The organism is Arenibacter flavimaris, from assembly GCF_030291335.1.
Taxonomy (GTDB): Bacteria; Bacteroidota; Bacteroidia; order Flavobacteriales; family Flavobacteriaceae; genus Arenibacter.
The window spans coordinates 184823-203958 of sequence record NZ_JASWIM010000001.1 but is presented as its reverse complement, the minus strand read 5'-3'; the positions used below and the strand labels follow the sequence as shown (position 1 = coordinate 203958).

11 protein-coding genes and 1 tRNA gene are annotated in these 19136 nt (G+C 39.1%); 5 read left to right on the top strand and 7 right to left on the bottom strand.

Going from position 1 to position 19136, the window contains the following annotated elements; all coding sequences use genetic code 11:
* The first annotated feature begins 71 nt into the window (after nucleotides 1-71).
* From QSE00_RS00770 to QSE00_RS00755, 4 genes are all read left to right on the top strand, one after another.
* Complete coding sequence (locus tag QSE00_RS00770; protein ID WP_110354190.1) at nucleotides 72-647, top strand: gluconate 2-dehydrogenase subunit 3 family protein; 576 nt, start codon at nucleotides 72-74, stop codon at nucleotides 645-647.
* Between the two features lie 5 nt (nucleotides 648-652).
* Entirely contained in the window at nucleotides 653-2344 is a 1692-nt protein-coding gene (locus tag QSE00_RS00765) for a GMC oxidoreductase (protein WP_286104514.1), read from the top strand.
* A gap of 87 nt (nucleotides 2345-2431) precedes the next feature.
* Entirely contained in the window at nucleotides 2432-3541 is a 1110-nt protein-coding gene (locus QSE00_RS00760) for an acyltransferase family protein (protein WP_286104513.1), read from the top strand.
* 648 nt (nucleotides 3542-4189) lie between these two features.
* The gene (locus QSE00_RS00755) at nucleotides 4190-6553 is read left to right on the top strand and encodes a Kelch repeat-containing protein (RefSeq protein ID WP_286104512.1); all 2364 of its coding nucleotides are present in this window, start codon (nucleotides 4190-4192) and stop codon (nucleotides 6551-6553) included.
* 56 nt (nucleotides 6554-6609) lie between these two features.
* On the opposite strand, the gene QSE00_RS00750 is transcribed toward QSE00_RS00755, so the two are convergent.
* The 7 genes from QSE00_RS00750 to mce form a co-directional block, all read right to left on the bottom strand.
* Nucleotides 6610-8925, bottom strand: coding sequence for a GH92 family glycosyl hydrolase (locus tag QSE00_RS00750; RefSeq protein WP_286104511.1), 2316 nt, complete (start codon nucleotides 8923-8925; stop codon nucleotides 6610-6612).
* A 225-nt stretch (nucleotides 8926-9150) separates the two neighbouring features.
* On the bottom strand, nucleotides 9151-11055 hold the full coding sequence (locus tag QSE00_RS00745; RefSeq protein ID WP_286104510.1) for a GxGYxYP domain-containing protein: 1905 nt from the start codon (nucleotides 11053-11055) through the stop codon (nucleotides 9151-9153).
* Nucleotides 11056-11074: 19 nt separating this feature from the next.
* Complete coding sequence (locus tag QSE00_RS00740) at nucleotides 11075-12724, bottom strand: RagB/SusD family nutrient uptake outer membrane protein (RefSeq protein WP_286104509.1); 1650 nt, start codon at nucleotides 12722-12724, stop codon at nucleotides 11075-11077.
* 12 nt (nucleotides 12725-12736) lie between these two features.
* Nucleotides 12737-15742: a SusC/RagA family TonB-linked outer membrane protein gene (locus tag QSE00_RS00735; protein WP_286104508.1), complete on the bottom strand. Its 3006-nt coding sequence runs from the start codon at nucleotides 15740-15742 to the stop codon at nucleotides 12737-12739.
* 30 nt (nucleotides 15743-15772) lie between these two features.
* Nucleotides 15773-16837, bottom strand: coding sequence for a LamG-like jellyroll fold domain-containing protein (locus tag QSE00_RS00730; RefSeq protein WP_286104506.1), 1065 nt, complete (start codon nucleotides 16835-16837; stop codon nucleotides 15773-15775).
* Nucleotides 16838-17714: 877 nt separating this feature from the next.
* Nucleotides 17715-17788, bottom strand: a tRNA-Ile gene (locus QSE00_RS00725).
* A gap of 178 nt (nucleotides 17789-17966) precedes the next feature.
* The gene (gene mce, locus QSE00_RS00720) at nucleotides 17967-18380 is read right to left on the bottom strand and encodes a methylmalonyl-CoA epimerase (protein WP_110356293.1); all 414 of its coding nucleotides are present in this window, start codon (nucleotides 18378-18380) and stop codon (nucleotides 17967-17969) included.
* Between the two features lie 361 nt (nucleotides 18381-18741).
* On the opposite strand from mce, the gene rbfA reads away from it, so the two are divergent.
* A complete protein-coding gene (rbfA, locus tag QSE00_RS00715) occupies nucleotides 18742-19134 on the top strand; it encodes a 30S ribosome-binding factor RbfA (RefSeq protein WP_110356292.1) in 393 nt (130 codons plus the stop codon).
* Nucleotides 19135-19136 lie beyond the last annotated feature (2 nt).

Genomic DNA, 19136 nt, shown 5'->3' with positions numbered 1-19136 from the left:
CAGGGAACATGGGAAATTTTATAAGGCCAATACCCACAAAAAGGCAAAGATGTAACTAATAGAAAACAGACATGGAAAGAAGAGAAGCATTGGTTAATATATCATGGTTGTTAAAATCGGCTTTTTTAGCACCAACACTTTTGACAGCCTTGCAAAGCTGTCAGGAGGAAGTTTCGGAAACCAACAAGTTATTGGTGTTGAATGATTATCAAAATGATTTGATAAAAACAATTTCAGATACAATAATACCTAGAACAACAACTCCAAGTGCATCGGATGTAAAGGTTAATTATTTTATAGATCTATTGCTCAAGGATGTATTTGAAAAAGACGTTCAACAAAAGTTTTTAAAAGGATTGATACAATTTGATGAAACATGTAAATCAAATACAGGGAAAAGTTTTTTAAATCTTACCGAAAAGGAACAGCATGATTATTTAAAACAAGTTGATGAAGATATTATGAGCAAGGAATATGGAGATTTGGTGCCTTTTTATTATTCATTTAAGGTGTTGACCATAAAGACTTACTTTTCTACGAAAGAGGGGGCGTTGAACAATCTTAATTATAATCCGGTACCAGGTCCCTATCAAGGGGAAATAGAACTTAAAAAGGAGGATAAAATAACTATAGGAAACAGGATGTAACAGCTATGAAAGAGAAAAATACATATGATGCTTTGGTTGTTGGCTCAGGAATGACTGGAGGATGGGCCGCCAAAGAGTTTACAGAGAAAGGATTTGAAACTCTTGTTCTTGAAAGGGGACGGGATGTGAAACATATTGAAGATTATTCAACAACCTATAAGGCTCCTTGGGAATACAAGTATCATGGCCATGATTCGCTTAAGGATAAAGAGCAGTATCCCATACAAAGTAAAAAGTACAATTTTGATTCATCGAGCAAACATTTTTTTGTCAATGACAAAGAACACCCTTACTTGAATCCGCCGGATAAGCCCTTTAGGTGGTTTAGAGGTTATCAGACAGGTGGGAGAAGTTTAATTTGGGGTAGGGGCACATTTCGAATGAGTGATCTTGAATTTGGAGCAAACCTTAAGGATGGGCATGGAGTAGACTGGCCGATCCGATATAAAGATATAAAGCCATGGTATGATTATGTTCAAAGATTTATAGGGATCTGCGGTACTAAAGAAAATATACCCCATTACCCAGATGGGGATTTTCTTCCTGCCTTTGAAATGAATACCGCTGAAAAGGTAATTAAAGAACGCCTAGAATCGCATTATCCGGATAGAAGGTTGACACCAACTAGAATGGCGCATTTAACCAAAATAAAGCCAGGGCAATTTAAAGGTAGGTCCCAATGCCAATCAAGGGATATGTGCCATACAGGTTGCCCCTTTGGAGCTTATTTTAGTAGTAATAGTTCTACCCTGCCTGCTGCTTATGAAACAGGTAAACTCACCTTTAAATCAAATGCCATAGTAGCGTCTGTTATATATGATGCCGAAAAAAATAAGGCCATCGGATTAAAGGTGATAGATGCAAATACAGGAGAAACCAATGAGTACTATGCCAGAGTCATTTTTCTCTGTGCCTCAACTTTAGCTTCAACAGGAATTCTACTTAACTCCAAATCGGCTCGTTTTCCAAACGGGCTTGCCAACTCCAGCGGAGTACTTGGACATTATTTAATGGGACACCATAAAAATATTGGGGGAGAAGGAATTCTGGAAGGGTATGAAGATAAAATATATAAAGGACATCGACCATCCAATTTAGCGATTCCCACCTTTCGAAATGTAGTGAAGCAGGAAATGGATTTCCTAAGAAGTTACGGCGTTTCTGCCATGGCAGCTAGACAGGGAGTGAACCCTGCACAAATAGGTATTGGGGATGAATTCAAAGAAAAATTAACAAAGCCAGGTCCTTGGGAAGTGAAGCTTAGTGCGTATGGAGAGTGCTTGCCCTATTTTGAAAATAAGGTAGAATTGGATGCTACTAAAAAAGATAAATGGGGAATTCCTTTATTGAATATTTCAGCTGAATTTAAGGAAAATGAAATGAAAATGAGAAAAGACATGAAATCCCAAATTGCTGAAATGTTGGAGGTTATGGGAGCGAAGAATATAAAGGTGTATGAAGGTTCGCATATTGTTGGCGATGCAACACATGAGATGGGAACGGCGAGAATGGGGAATGATCCAAAAACATCTGTGCTCAATAAGTACAATCAATGTCATGATGTTCCCAACCTTTTTGTAACCGATGGTTCGTGTATGCCTTCTTCAGGGTATATGAGTCCTTCGTTTACGTATATGGCACTCACGGCAAGAGCATGTGATTATGCATTTAAACAAATGAAAAAAGGAATGTTTTAAGTCTTTTTTCATTGGGTTGATTTAAAATAAACAATATACCCATAGCGTGGTAATAGTCAAACCAAACACAGTGTCAGAACAATAAATATGAGGCTAACATCATTAGATTTTTTTAGAGGAGTAACAGTTGCTGCAATGATCTTGGTAAATGATCCGGGGAGTTGGCAAATAAAGTATTACCAATTATCGCATGCTAAATGGGAAGGGTGTACCATTACCGATTTAATATTTCCTTTCTTTTTGTTTATTGTTGGAGTATCTATTACACTTGCCTTTGGAAAGGCTTTAACCAAGGGGGCAACCAAAAAACTCCTACTAAAGAAAACTATAAAAAGAGCATGTATTATATTTTCCCTTGGATTGTTTCTTAACTTATTGCCTAATTTTAATTTTAACGAAATTAGAATTCCTGGTGTGCTTCAGCGAATAGCATTGGTATACCTATTTTGTTCGATTCTATTTTTATATGCTAGTAAAAAAAGCCAAATAATTTGGTTTGGAGGAATTCTTATAGGGTATTATATTGTAATGATGTATGTTCCTGTTCCCGGTATTGGACCGTCAAACTTGGATCCCATCAATAATTTTTCGGCTTGGTTTGATAGACTAATATTGGAAGGATATATAGGTAGCCATGGACAGGGGCAATATGATTCTACAGGCATTTTCACTACGATTCCTGCAATAGCTTCTGGATTATTTGGTGTTCTCAATAGCCATTTGCTTGTAAGGAAAGATATTGCAACTGAAGTAAAGCTAATTTGGATGTTTATAATTGGATGTACATTTCTAATGCTAGGCTGGGCATTTAGCTATGAATTTCCAATGATTAAAAGATTGTGGACATCATCCTATGTGTTATTTACATCCGGCATAGCTGTTATTTGTTTCGCCACATCCTTTTGGTTTTTGGATGTTCAAAAATTTCAAAAAGGGATTAAGCCTTTTATCGCTTTTGGCACCAATGCTTTGACTGCTTATTTTGTAGCAGGAATTTTTGGTCAGTTAGTAACCAGAAATCAATTTATTACATTTAATGGGAGTAAAATCAGCCCTAAGGAGTGGATGTTTAATGAGGTTCTTACTTCAGTATTCAACCCTTATAATGCATCTTTTGCATATTCCATAATAAATACACTATTGATTTTTATTCTTATTTGGTATATGTACAAGAGGAATATAATAATTAAGGTTTAATTGAACCGAAGAATTAAATTATAAAAAAACCATATGTCCAAGTGTTTTTTAAATGTTAGTTATAGTTAGTTTGCCAGATTGTAGTTCTAATCATGCCCTTAAATCATCTTGCCATAGTTTCTTATAATCCTTGGTTTACTAAAATTGTAGCCTTTCCCAATCGTATTATTTTGTGATCTTTAACAGGGACTCCTTAAGACAGTATACCAAGGTTTCATTGGAAAGGTTTGGGGTAGCACCTTAGACTGTATAAACTACTCGCCCAGGTTTTATCTTAAAACCAAACAAAGGATTCTTTTGGAAAATCCCGCCTAAATGGAAGCTATTGGAAATTGATTAAAAACCATTTTTACACTATTTAATAAGGCATAATGGGATCAAAAAAAGAGAAAACAGAGATGATAAGAAAATTGGCCGATACCTAAAAAATACTAACTTTAGCGTTTAAATCCCCTAAAATTCATTGCTCTGTCTAGAGTCCCGATAATACTACTTCTACTTATATGCTTTCCTTTAAAAGGGAATTGCCAGGGACTTTTATTTAATTCAAATGACAGTTTAATAGCCAAAAGAACGGAATACAATGTATTCGCCAACATCCAGCCTAATTTTAACAAATCCTTTGAGGTTAATTTTGATCTATCCATATTGGACAGTGATAGTTTTGGATATATTCTTTCTATAGGCGATAAAAATCAGTTAACCTCGTACTCCCTCACCTACTTAAACAGTTCAGAAGAATCGTTTCAACTAAGTTTTAACTTGGACGGGGTTAAAAATCTTTTAAAGATACCATTGCAGGAGAGCTCCCTTGGGAATAAAAAATGGATGAATATTTCCCTAACGTTCAATGTCTCGTCAAAAAAAATTATCCTAACCGTTGACCATAAAACCTTTAGCACTGACCGGTATGAATTTAAAACCAATATCACCCCAAATTTATTTTTTGGAAAACACGGTAGTATAATAGATGTTCCTTTAATGGCCATTAAAAACCTATCCATCACCGAAGGTTCCAACACATATCAATTTAACTTTCATGAAAGTGAAGGGAATACCGTCTATGATGCCCATGGCAAAGGATACGGTACCGTACTGCATCCTAATTGGCTCATTAATGATTCCTATCATTGGAAACATAGATTCACCACCCGTTCCAAATCAATCACATCCTTGGCTTTTGATGAAACCAACCAAAGGTTTATCTATATCAATTCAGATTCCATTGGCTATTATGAATATGGAAAGGATCTAAACAGGAAACGTCCATTAAATGACATATTTCCAGTTCCCATGAACCTAGGTACCAGTTTTGTAAATTCGGGAACGAACGAATTGATCGTATATGAAGTAAACGACCTTCCCAATGATAGTGCTACAATTGCGAGTATTGACCTAGACAATCTAAATACCAAAATACTAAGCCGCCACCAACTCACGCAGCAAAGACACCACCACAATTTAATTTGGGATCATAACAATAACCGTTTTATCATATTCGGTGGTTTTGGAAACCAAAGGCTAAACAATACTTTTAATACATTTGACCTTTCTACCAACAAATGGGATACTCTAACTTTAAAGGGAGCTACCATTTCCCCTCGTTTTTTCTCTGGAATGGTTCAAACCGGTCCTGAGGAAGTCTTAATATTTGGAGGGGTAGGCAATGAGTCCGGTGACCAAAGTATAGGCAAGACTTATTATTATGATTGTTACGAGGTAGATTTTGAAAAAGGAAATATAAAAAAACTATGGGAAATAAATCGGGACCAAAACTTGGCTTCCGTCAGAAATATGGTTCTTTCCTCCGATTCCACCGCCTTTTACACCTTAAATTATTCCGAATACATTCCAGATTCCTTCCTACAAATGAATCGTTATGACCTTAACACCGGTAATTTTGAAATACTTGGTGACTCCGTGCCTATTGTTTCCGAAAGAATAAAGACGAATGCCAATCTCTATTTTAATAATGAAACAAACGAATTTTATTGTACGGTTCAGGAGTTTTCTATTGATGGTTCCAATACCATCAATATCTTTTCCTTGAACAACCCCCCGGTTTCCAAAAAAATGATTGCCAAATATACCTCCGAAAAGACCCCTACCCAATATATATGGGCTTACATTTTATCGGGTATTTTCCTTATGCTCATTTTCTCTTGGTACATCATAAAAAGATGGAACAAAAATAAAAGGGAAAAAGAAAAACAAATAAGGACTATCATTGCTGTAGATCAATCCACCCAATATACCGGCATTGCCAACAATTCCATCTCCCTCTTTGGTCCATTTACAGTATTTGATCCCGATGGAAAAAACATTAGTTATTTGTTTAGCAATAAAATAAGACAGCTGTTTGTGCTCATCCTATTGCATAGTTGGGAAAAAGTTCCTTTGGGAATTGTTTCCGAAGAAATCAACAATATCCTGTGGCCAGAAAAGGAGCCTAAGAAAGTAAAGAATACGAAGAATGTAGCTATAAACCAGTTGCGAAAGACCCTGCTGGATATGAAAGGTTTGGAGGTGGTATTCACCCAAGGTTTGTTTTCTATTTCATTTGACAAGGACTTTCATTGCGATTATTTTGATTTTATCAAAAGCTTAAAAGCCTTAAACCAAAATGCAGGTAACGATAAGGCTATGGAAAGGCTTGTGTACATATCCAAAAAAGGGACCTTTCTAAAATCCTTTAACCATCCGTACTTTGATCAAATAAAGACCGACTTTGAACACGAGGTCCTAAAGGTTATCCCTGATCAAATTAAACATTTCCACAAGGAAAATGATTATGCCAAAGTGGTTCAGTTGACCGAAATACTTAGTAATATAGAGCAATTGAACGAGTTGTCCCTTTATTATAAAATTCATGCCTATATTAAATTAGGCCTTGTAGACAGGGCAAAGAAATACTACAATAATTTTGTCATCGAGTACAAAAAAGTACTCGATGACGATTTCCCTTATACCTTTAATGAAGTTACCGAGAACATCCCTGATGATTTAAAGTAAGGACAGCCAATCGGCATTCCCAATTATATACTTAGGCAAAGTCCTTAATTACCATTTTAATTGTCTTTGGATAGGGAATAGGGTTTTGAACTCTCTTCCGTTCCCCTTTTTAAGTTGGGTTCCGATTTCATAATTAGTTCAAATTTACTGCCCTTCATGATATCGTCATAGGTGATATAAGTTTTGTTGTACATTTTTTTATTCCTCTGAATAACATCAATATATATGTTCTCCTTGGAGTTCTCCCTGGCATTTATTTCAAAGGTTTCTCCATTTCTCAAATGCATTTTCACATTTTTAAACAACGGACTACCAAGGGCGTATTGCCCGGTACCTGGAGTTACGGGATAAAACCCTGCTGCTGAGAACACATACCAGGCAGAGGTTTGCCCGTTGTCCTCATCCCCACAAAGGCCATCAGGTGCCGAAGAGTACAATTTATCCATAACATTTCGCACATGTTTTTGTGTTTTCCAAGGTTGCCCTAACCAATTATACAAGTAAATTGCATGTTGTATAGGCTGATTTCCATGTGCGTATTGTCCCATATCCGCCACTAACATTTCTGTTATTTCATGGATTTGTTGCCCGTAATACGATTCATTAAATGTTGGGGGAGTAGTAAATACACTATCCAAGCGCGAACGCATTTTCTCTTGGCCTCCAAATTCTTGGGCTAAGCCTAAGGGATCGTGAAACACGCACCATGTCCAATGCCAGGCAGCGCCTTCAGTAAAGGCATCACCCCATTTATCCGGCGTATAGCTAGTAGCCCAAGATCCATCTTTGTTTTTGCCCCGCATAAATCCAATTTCTGGATCGAATACATTTTTATAATTTAAAGAACGTTGCCTGAACAATTCTACCTCCTTCTTCGGCTTTCTTAAAGCTTCTCCCAATTTTGCAATGCTCCAATCGGCAAAGGCATATTCCAGAGTTCTGGCGGCATTTTCATTTACACCAACATCATAAGGTACATAGCCCAACTCATTGTAAAATTCTGCACCAAACCTACCTACGGAATTTAAAGGACCTTTACTATTCGAATTCTTCACTACCGCCTCATACAACGTTTCTATATCATAACCCCTAATCCCCCTTAGATAGGCATCGGCAATATTTATGGCCGAATTGGATCCTATCATACAATCCCTATGTCCTGGACTTGCCCATTCCGGTAACCAGCCACTTTCATTGTAGGCATTTACCAAACCCTTCATAACGTTACTTAAATAATCGGGGTACATAATGGTGAAGAAGGGAAATACTGCCCTAAAGGTGTCCCAAAAACCATTATCGGTGAACATATAACCAGGCAATACCTTTCCATTATAAGGGCTATAATGAACTATTTCATTATTGGCATTAAATTCATAAAATTTTCTTGGGAACAATAGCACTCGATATAGGGCCGTATAAAAAGTCCTATACTGTTCTAGGGTTCCCCCCGCCACTTCCATTCTACCCAGTTCTTTGTTCCAGGAAGCTTCGGCCTTGGCCTTTGTTAGGTCAAAAGAATCTTCCCCTATTTCACGATCTAGGTTTATTTGGGCCTGTGCGGGACTAATAAATGACGATGCCACCTTAGCGGTTACCTTCTCACCATCCCTGGTCTTGAACGTAATGACAGCACCCACATGGTAACCCTCCGCTTTTTGATCTTCGGACACTTTTGGTGAACTATCTTTTCCTTCTTCTTTTTCCCATGTAATCAACTCTTCGAAATCCTTATCAAAAACAATAACAAAATAATTGTGGAAATTTTCTGGGACCCCTCCACTATTGTTCCTGCAATAACCGATTATTTTACGCTCACTTGGAATAACCTTGACCATAGACCCTTTAAAAAATCCATCGACCAAAATGTGAGATCTTTTGGATTCCGGGAAAGTAAACCTGAACTGTGCACCCCTTGTTGTAGGCGTAATTTCGGTAGTAACATCATAATCGGCTAAATAAGCCCTGTAATAATGCGGTTGGCTAATTTCCGTCTTATGGGAATACCACGATGCCCTATCGTCCTCATTAATCTTTAATTCCCCTGTCTCCGGAAAAAGTGAAAACGCGGCATAATCATTGATCCACGGACTGGGCTGATGGGTCTGTTTAAAACCTCTAATTTTAAGTGCATCATAGGTATACCCCCAACCATCACCCATTTTTCCGGTCTGTGGAGTCCAAAAATTCATTCCCCAAGGGGTAGCAATTGCAGGGTAGGTATTTCCATTGGAAAGGGCGAACTCAGAATCCGACCCTACTAAAGGATTTACATATTCTACATAAGATACCGGGGTATCTTTTTTTTTAGGCTGGGCCATGGCCGTACATGAACATATAAGCCCCAATATCATAGTCAATCTTCTTAACTTCATAATTTTCTGTTTAATTGTCCTCTTTTAAGGACTGGTACGAATCAAAACGTAACGTACGATGATACTTAAAAAAGGGCAAAGAATTCACTATTCTTTGCCCCTCCACTCATAACCAACTCAACTCTATAAGTTTATTGTGCCTCATCTACAAAAAAATTCCATCTATTTCAAAGAATAGTGTACTATGGTAAAATGGATTCCTATTTGCAAAACTGGGTACAAATTTTAAAATACTTCCTTTAACCATTTGGTAGTTTGTTCAGGACGGTAATGCATTCTTATCCGCCATATCAATTCCTCCACATTCACTACCTTAAAGTTCCCATCCAGCTTATCCGCATTTAGTTTGGCCACCCCTGGACCTACCACATTGCCCCCGGCATTTTCGGCCAGTTCGTCATTGGAGTTCCCAATGTCCGTAAACTTACTCCACGCGTGAACAGACACCAGGCTAAATGGGTTATCAGATGTTTCCGAATTTAATTTATTGGCTATATAGGTAGGAGTTCCTTCCCGATCATTGTTGTGGTCTCCAAAATTCCATAAGGAATATTTAACGGTAACTACGGGAATGTCATACCCTTTGCTATTGGTCACCCAAATAATATCACCTTCCCCCCCGGCATATGGTGAATATTGTACGGCTATAATACCTTCCAATTGATCGTTGGCATCCACATAGGCCTGATAGGCCTCCTTCGACTGTGTAGACCGAACGTCTTTTGCAATCAAGGCCAATACTTTAACCCTATGTTGTCGCATATGGGAAGCCATAGCTTCGGATATGTATTTTAGGTCCTGGACCCTATTAGCCGTTTCACCAAGGTTGTCGGCATAGGTATATCCGCCCCCAAAAGTTTGCACCACGGATGTTTTTGATGCTTGTCCTTCAAAAAGGGATTGCATCATTGAAGGTGCCATCATAGACAAATTATCTACTGGCAGACCAAACGACATTTTCATTTCATTTGCCTCAGGGTGGGTGTAATAATCAGATCCATCAAATCCGTTCATCATCCACTGAATGTTGTCGCCATCGGACAAATAATAGGAAACATATTTCTTTCCTTCCTCCTCAAAATCTATAAATTGTGGATTCAGAACCTTTGCCAACCCGGCTTGACGTTCCTTATAAAGAATTGAGGTTAAACTCGTATTGTACGACCAGTCCGAGGGGACCATGATATTGCCACTTTGGGATACCTTGTCTACAAACTGATCCTCTCCCACACCCTGTTCCCAACCATATACCGGTGAATTGGGCTCCAGCCAATTCAATACTTCTTCGAACAATGCCACATTTTGGCCTGCGGACGGGTTATTGAATTCTTTATTTAAGTTGATTACGAACAGATTGTTCTTTATGGCAAACTCCCGCAACTCCCCCGTTTGTACAGGCATAACGACCAAGGCCTTATTATTACATTTATCCTTAAATTCATTCCATGCATCTTGGGTAGTTTTAGTGGTAGCATCATAGGTCATTTCATATCCTGCTTCTTCATAATACTCCTTGTCCCTTACATCCACAATAATGGAATTATGGACATGGGAAGCTATGGAGGCTACAATATTACTTTCGGGATTATTTTCCACATCGGTGAGTACGTAGCCGTCGAACAAATCTTTTAGCTGTAGGGCTACTCCATTATCTGGACCATAATTGTTACGGGCCAATTCAAGACCACTTTGCATCCCTTGCTCTTTGATTCCCATATTTTCCAAAGCCTGCTTGGAAACCTTATAGGATTCCTTTCCGCTATGGTCATGTAACCACACCCCCACCTCGCTTTTTCCTTGCTCTACGGCCCTATTGGTCAAGCCTGCCAAGGATTGACATAATAGATGGTATTGCAAACCCCTTATTTTTTCCGTCTGTCCCAGTTCATTTCTACTTCCCACTGGGATTACTTCTACGCAATTCCAATATTTTTTGGGTTTAACAGTCATTTCTGGGTGCCAGTATTGCCCCTCATCTTTAAAGGGGTCATATTGTTCCAGATAAAGGCTAGCCTCCTCCTCTTCGTTCTGAAAGTCCAAGGGGTTTGGTGATTCATAATTATCGCAACCCGTAAAGGACAAGGTTGACATGAATAAGAATATCAATATATTGTTCATGGTATTTTTCATTTTTTATGTCTTAAATCAATTAGTAACCTGTATTTTGAGTAAGTCCATCTACTTTATTAATCTCATCCTGAGGAATAGGGCGAACTAGGTGATTATTCCCGATATTGTTATATTTTTCAACAAAAATATTGTACTCTTTGGCCCTATCGATCAATTTACCGGTACGCTTTAAATCGAACCAACGATCGTGTTCTCCCATCAATTCCCTAGCCCGTTCGTCCAAAATAAAATCTATATCTACCGATGATACCTCCATGTTGTCCCTTTCCGAGGGTGTTACCGCAGCACGTCTTCTTAAAGTATTGATCCTGTTTAAGGTCTTATCAAGGTTCCCAGCCCCCAAATTGGCTTCGGAACTTAACAAATAGGTATCGGACAATCTAAAGATCACATCTTCCCTGGAACCAGGACCACCCCAATCAATTTGGGTATCCTTAAACTTTTTTATGATCGGCATCCTATCCACAGCCGTTGTAAGAATCGGTAATGCTGTGGACTGAGGGTACCATTTGTAATCACCATCTTCTTTGAAAGCATAATAGTTTATAGCCTCATTGGTGTTTCCGGAATCATCATTCCATCGAGGAAAATAAATACCTAATTTGCCATAATCATCACTATTTGGATTATTCACGTAAAACTCTCTTTGGAAGGTTGCATCATAACGGGAGTCAACATAAGGATTCTCAAATAATTCATGTACCCTAGGGTTTATCCAATAGCCACGACTCATGGAGCTATAATCGGATTGTACCCTATCAAATAAATCCGGCTCCAGTGCTACAATATTAAATCCAAACAGTGACTGTTGTGGGTTGCCCCCACCAATATAATTTCTATCCTTCCCATATTGTATGGCCCAGATCACCTCAGCATTGTTCTGGTTGTTTTCGTCATAGACACTGGCATAGGAATCCAACAACTCATATGGGGAATCCGGATCCTCAATAATTCGATCCAAATGCTCGGCAGCCAGTTCAAAATCCAAGGGATTGGCAAAAGTCTTGTAGGCACGGGTCAAGTATACTTTCCCCAATAACTGTAAGGCCGCAGCTTTTCCAAGCCTTCCAGGTTCCTCTACCTCCCATGGGAGCAGATCTACCACCTCGGAAAGCTCATTCACCATAAAACTATATACTTCAGCTTCGGAATTCCTTTCCACCTCCGTAATTACAGTGTTCTGTTCCGTGGTATAGAGCGGCACCGGTCCAAAAGTCTCCACCAAATAATAATAGGCCAAAGCTCTTAAAATCCTAGCTTGTCCCGTTATTTCATTAAATTCTTCCATGGTCATTCCCTCCGTATCCAAACTGGCTCGGGAAAGTAAAATGTTCCCCTCCTGAACAATCTTATATAAATTGTTCCAATATGGCCCCACAACTCCTGCAGTAGAGTTAAAGGAGGGATCGTATCCATTGAACATTCTTTCATTGGGACTTTCCGTGATGGCCATGTAAAGATCAGTGCCATAGTATTGAAGTTCACCTGTATTGAATACAGAGCGATACTTGGAATACATATCTACCAAAAGCTTTTCTTGGCCCGATTTGGTGTTGTAGAAATCATCTGTTATGGCCGAAGGATTATCAATATCCAAATTATCGGAACAATTGACCAAGAAAAAAACCGATACTGTGAGAAAAACGAGTTGACTTATATTTTTTATCATATCTGAATTCGATTAAAAGTTGAGGTTAACACCTAGGGTAAAAGTCATTGGGAACAATGAAAGCTGGGTATTTAAATCTTCCCCTATAATTTCTGGATCAGAACCGATGTAGTCCGAAAAGGTGAAAGGGTTTTGTACAGATCCATAAATCCTTGCATTATTAAGCCCTAAAAATTTATTCATTTTATCATTTAAGGAATATCCCAAGGTGATGTTCTGAATCTTTACAAATGTTCCTGAAACTTGACCCAGCACTTGTGTATTATAAGATTGGGCTCCCACCTCTTGATAATCGTTGCTTTGATTAACAGGGGTCCAATAATTTACATCGGCCTTGTTCCAATGCTCGTTATCCCAGGCCGTGAAGGTATAGGCAAAACTATCATTATAAAGCCCCCCGATCCTTGCGTATATATCAAAAGAAAGATCAATATTCTTATAGGAAAACGTATTTACCATTCCGGCCATCCAATCCGGGTTGGGTGATCCCACGATTTGATAATCCTGTTGGTCCAAGTTGTAGTCCCCATTAACGTCTTCAACCTTTATATGCCCAACGCTCTGACCATACAAAGCGGCTTCATCCGATTCGGATTCCTGCCATATCCCGATCTGCTTTAAATCGTAGATTACGTTTATAGGCTGGCCTATAAACCAACGGTTACCCAAATCATCCTTTTTGTCCCCGTACAGATCCTTTATTTTATTCCGGTTCAAGGAAAATGATAATTTACTTTTCCAATAAAAATCCTTAGTGGAGATATTAACGGTATTTAGCCCTATCTCGAGTCCCTTATTGGTAGTGGTCCCAATATTTTCATATATAGAATTAAACCCGTTTACGGAACCAACCGCCTTATTAAAAATTAGGTCCTTCGTAGTACGGCTGTAAGCATCGATACTCCCTGAAATACGATTATTAAAAAATCCGAAATCCAAGCCGACATTATGTTCGGATGTCATTTCCCACTTCAGATCGTCATTGCCTTTGGCCCCTCCAAGTCCAAATCCGTTAATGCCGCTATCCCCGAAAGTATATCGGGAAAGATCCAATTTGGTCCACGTTATATCATGCCCAATGTTATTGTTGCCGGTCCTTCCATAACTGACACGTAGTTTTAAGGAATTAATAGCGTCAACATTCTTCAAAAAATTCTCATTTTTCATTTGCCAACCAAATGCCAGGGAGGGCATAAAACCCCACTGGTTTCCCTTTTTGAGTCTCGAGGTTCCATCGTAACGGCCCGTAAAGGTCAATATATACTTATCCCACATGGAGTAATTGGCTCGAAGCATATATGAATTAAGTGCCGATTCCCAATAATAACTACTCACATCACGGATCTCGTCCGCAGTTTGGATGGCGTGCCAATCAGATGCATAGGGCAGCCCATCGCCTCTCATTTCGGATCCCTGATGCGTGTCTTTTTGAATACTGAACAATCCAATAACATCTAACCTATGGTCATTGAAAAATTCCTTTTTGTAGGTAAGGATATTATCCCATACCAAATTTCTATTTCTGCCTTCCCTACGATACGCCTCGCTTTCATTTACACCACTTTTTTGCTGGGTGAAAGTGCCAATCCATTCCCCAAAAAGATCCGTATCAAACTGGTAAGCCAACTGGGATTTTAGGGAAAGCCCTTTCATAGGTTTAATTTCCAGAAATCCGGAAAAATTGGCAAAAAAAGCCTCCGTTTCCCGGATGTTGTTCTCGTTCTGAATAAAGGGATTTATTTTACTGGATGTGGGTTGAACAATAAAGGCATATTCCCCGTTCTCATCGTATGGACTCACGATGGGTGGAATAAAATAGGCATTTATTAAGGTTTCCGCTGCCCCATGATTGGTATTATTATTGGAAATATAAGCGGTTAATCCTGTTGTAATCTTATCCGAAAATCGGTGTTCCAATCCAATATTTGCTGTAATACGTTCAAAGCCTTCTTTTCCTACCATACCTTCATCCTTTAAATATCCAAGACCAAAGGAATAGGAAGTTTTTTCGTTGCCGCCACTAGAATATATGCTGTGGTTGGTAACCATACTATTATCAGAAACCTCGCGCAGCCAATCATAATATTCGCCATTGCGTATACGCCGTTTTTCGTCTTCGGTTAAAAAGTCGGACCTGGAAAGGGAGGCATCCCCATATTTCTTTTTCCACAATGCAATCCTATAATCCACGTACTCCAGTCCGTTGCCTTTATTCCCCAACATATCCGGGATACGCGTAGGGGTTTTCACCCCCATCGAACCACTGTACTCCAATGAGAAGCCCTTCTTTTTATTGGCCCCTTTGGTAGTCACTATAACAACGCCATTGGCCCCTCTAGAACCATAAATGGCCGTTGAGGATGCGTCCTTTAATACATCAATGGATTGAATGTCATTGGGGCTTAGGTATTTCAGACCGGAATAGGAAGGAATCCCATCCACTACATATAAGGGTTCGTTGGAGGAGTTGATAGAGTTCATCCCCCTTATTTGCATGCTCATATTGGCACCGGGCCTATTAGAGGATTTGGTTACCAAGACACCACTTACTTTACCATTCAAGGTCTCCGTAACATTGGTATTGTTTACTCTTACCAGATCATTGGAAGATATGGTTTCTATAGAACCTGTCAGATCCTTTTTTTCTACGGAGCCATATCCTATAACCACTACATTTTCCAATACCTCCTCATCATTTTGCATTATAATGGACAAGAAGGTCTCTTCTGTAATGACCCTCTTTTGGGGTACCATCCCAATAAACGTAATAGCCAGTTCACTTCCCTTTGGGACACTAATACTAAATTTTCCATCAAAATCCGTAACCACCCCTTTTCGCATATTCTCAATAACAACATTTGCCCCTGGAATGGGAAAGCCCTCCTGGTCCTTCACCAAGCCAGTAACTTGGACCTCGGTATTCTGATCTTGAGACCTAAGTTGCCCTGTGGATAGGAATAAAAAAGCTAAGGTCACCACCAACATCAACTGTGTTGTGTATTTTTTGTTTTTTTTCATAATTAAATTCACGTTTAATATTCGTAAGGGTTAGTCATTAAGTGGCATCCATTTATAGCTACCCACAATCTTTGCAGTGTGATTCCCTGTTTTATCCACTATATTTTGATCATCTTCCGGCACTTGGGTAAAATCCCACGCACACTCCAAGTCGGTTTCAGCACCTGATACGTCCGAATTCATAAGAACTTTTATATCTTCCAATGATTTGGCCGTATTCCAAAAACGGAACTTTTTAATATAACCGGTCATGGTCCTTCCTCTGTCGGTAGGTTCCTGAAAGGCCCACATATTAAAGTTCTTGGTATTTGGTTGATACGATTGTAGTTCCCCCGCACCATTAAAAATGTCGTTGGTTTTGCTAAAGAAAAGCTCCCCATTTATATACATCTTTAGCTGGCCTTCAGCCAAACTGGCATCGTAAACCATCACAAGGTGGTTCCACTCCCCATAATTTTGAGGATACTTACTTCCAAATTCCAATACCCTTGATTCCTGAGGACCCATTCCTATAGTGGCACGTAAATTATCGCCCAAAAAATTGATCATCCAACCTTCTATGGGCTGAGTACTCCCATCAAACGTTGCTATAAAATCTCCAATTCCGCTTTCAAAAAATCCTTTATCATATTTCAGCCAGGCCTCTACCGAAAAAGCATCGTCACCTCCAAATGCGGGGTCGGCACCAAACTCAACACGTCCTTTTCCATCTATACCAAATACTATCAGTTCTGCAGGTTCGCCAGGAGGTAATGTAAATTGAAGTGAATTCTGGAATTCCGCAATTGCCTTCTCGGCCTGAATACAATAATTGTCGGCTTCAAATTGTAAGGTAAATTGGCCAGCCAGTCCTTTTGAATAACCAAACTGAAGCTTTTCAATTTCCTCTTGAAGCGCATAGGCATTTTCTTCCGGGTAGCTTCCGTCCTCATCACCTATAGTCGCGTTTTCCAAAAGGGACTCCATTGTTTCCAAATGGGTGTCAAGACAACCCATACTTATTTCCCTTGGTGCTGTATTAACCTCATCCTCGCAGGAATGAAAAACAACCGAGCAACAATACAAGGCAAATAATAAATTTAATTTTCTTTTCATATTTTTCATTTAAACATTAGGGTTAGGCAATCGTTGTAATTTTTGTAAAACAACATCGTATTTTCAAAAATTTAATTTTCCGTAAATATATCCGGGCAAGGTTAGTTTGTGGGTTAATTTTGGATTAGCCCTGGATTAGTTGTGGATTAATTTTGTTAATCCAATGATTTTTTACTCGAAAAATGAGAATATATTATTTTTGTAGGGGCGATTTTGCTATTATAAACTATGGGTCAGAAACCATTATTGGCCAATAATATCAGTGTAATTTCAGGTTTCAACTGAATTCGACATAATTCCTGAAATCAGCGTAATTGTAAAGTTGATCTCCTTAGATCTCCCAACTAAACTGCGCCAATAGTAATAATATGTTTTAATAGATTTAAGGTTAAGCCCTTATGAAAACACATATTGTTCCTATTGATAGTTCACTATCTATTGCCTTCACACATAGAACTGAACTCCATATAAATTTTTAACTCTTTGAATTTATCCCAATCGATTAATACTGTAGAAAGATTGAAGCCTGAATATTAAAGTAGAAGATGGATTGGATCAAGTATAGAAAGATTTTAATGAGGTTATCATATAAATCCTTATTCAACATTCAAAATCGAAAAATGAATTGTTTTAAACATGTTGTACCCATCTGAAAACAAAAAAGCCCTCCCGTCTGGGAAGGCTTGATTTTACTAGTGGTCCCACCTAGGTTAGCTCGCAGTGCACGTGGACCAGTAATGCCCACTTTTGCAAATAGAAAACCACACTTCGCTGACGCGAACCGTTTTTTTCATTCCCTTTAGAAACCTCGGACAGGCCCAGCTTTCTTCCAAGAAATGAAAAACCCACGCTATGGGCGTGGGTTTTCTGCTTGATGTGGTCCCACCTGGGCTCGAACCAGGGACCACCTGATTATGAGTCAGGTGCTCTAACCAACTGAGCTATAGGACCATTTCCTTTTTTGCTTCCAGCTTCAAATACGCTTATTTGAAAAAGCAATCGGGATCCGCAAATTGCGGACCTGCCAACCGCAGGCGGGTGCAATATTACTACTTATTTTTCAACGCTGCAAACAAAATTACAAGCTTAATTGGGCTTTACTATACACTAGCTCCACAAGTATCATTACTCACCTCTTTGATGAAGGATCTTCCTGACATAGCTCTATCAGGACCCCATTGGTACTCTTGGGATGTAAAAAAACCACCAATTTATTGTCCGCCCCCTTTTTGGGAACTGTATTTAAAACCGTAAATCCCTCTAAGATCAAACGCTCAATTTCCGCTTCTATATCCTCCACCGCAAAGGCAATGTGGTGTACCCCCTCCCCACGCTTCTCCAAAAACTTGGCAATAGGGCTATTGTCATCTATTGCTTGTAACAGTTCTATCTTATTGGGGCCTGCTTTAAAAAAGGACGTCTTTACTCCCTCAGAAGCTACCTCTTCAATTTTATAGTGTGGCACCCCCAATATTTTCTCAAATAAGGTGTTGGACGCTTCCAAATCATGTACCGCAATTCCCAAATGTTCAATTTTGTTCATTTTTACCATATTTAGCCCATACCAATATACTGGACTCCCATTTATTTATATTGCCCGTCCATTCATTGATAAAATTCAATAAAAGGTATTAAACCTCAGGGCAGGCCTGTCTGCCGACAAAGGCAGGCCCTGAACCCAATAATAGGAATCGACCCTAGGGTCGAGGTATTGAACCTAGATCCCGCCGAAAATGGCGGGATTAGTTCAACTTACAATTTTAAGTGCGTCTTACCGACTTCCCAAAATTGAGTTTCACTAATAAAGCGCTTCCCTTTCTCCCAAAAATACTACATTCCCCTTAATCTAAAGCTAATCCCTTCACAATCATAGAATCTATATAAATATATCGTATTTTTGCCCTATGGAAACACAACGACAGAAGAAAATAGGCGGGGTAATACAAAAAGATATCGCGGATATTTTACAACGTGCGGCAACCGATGGTGGACTAAAAGGCACACTTATTTCGGTCTCCAAAGTGTCGGTCACCTCAGACCTTTCCATCGCCAAAATATATGTGAGCATTTTTCCGGCCACCAAGGGCAAGGAATTATTGGAAGGAATAAAATCCAATCAGCCAATGATTAAACACGAACTGGCTCAACGTACCAGGCATCAGTTAAGAAGGGTGCCCGAACTGTTATTCTTTTTGGATGATTCCCTGGAATATATAGATGGCATTGAAAAATCGCTTAAGGGCGAAGAAAATCCTGTTAAAAATCCCGATCTGTTGGAGAAAAGGAAAAAATCATAAGG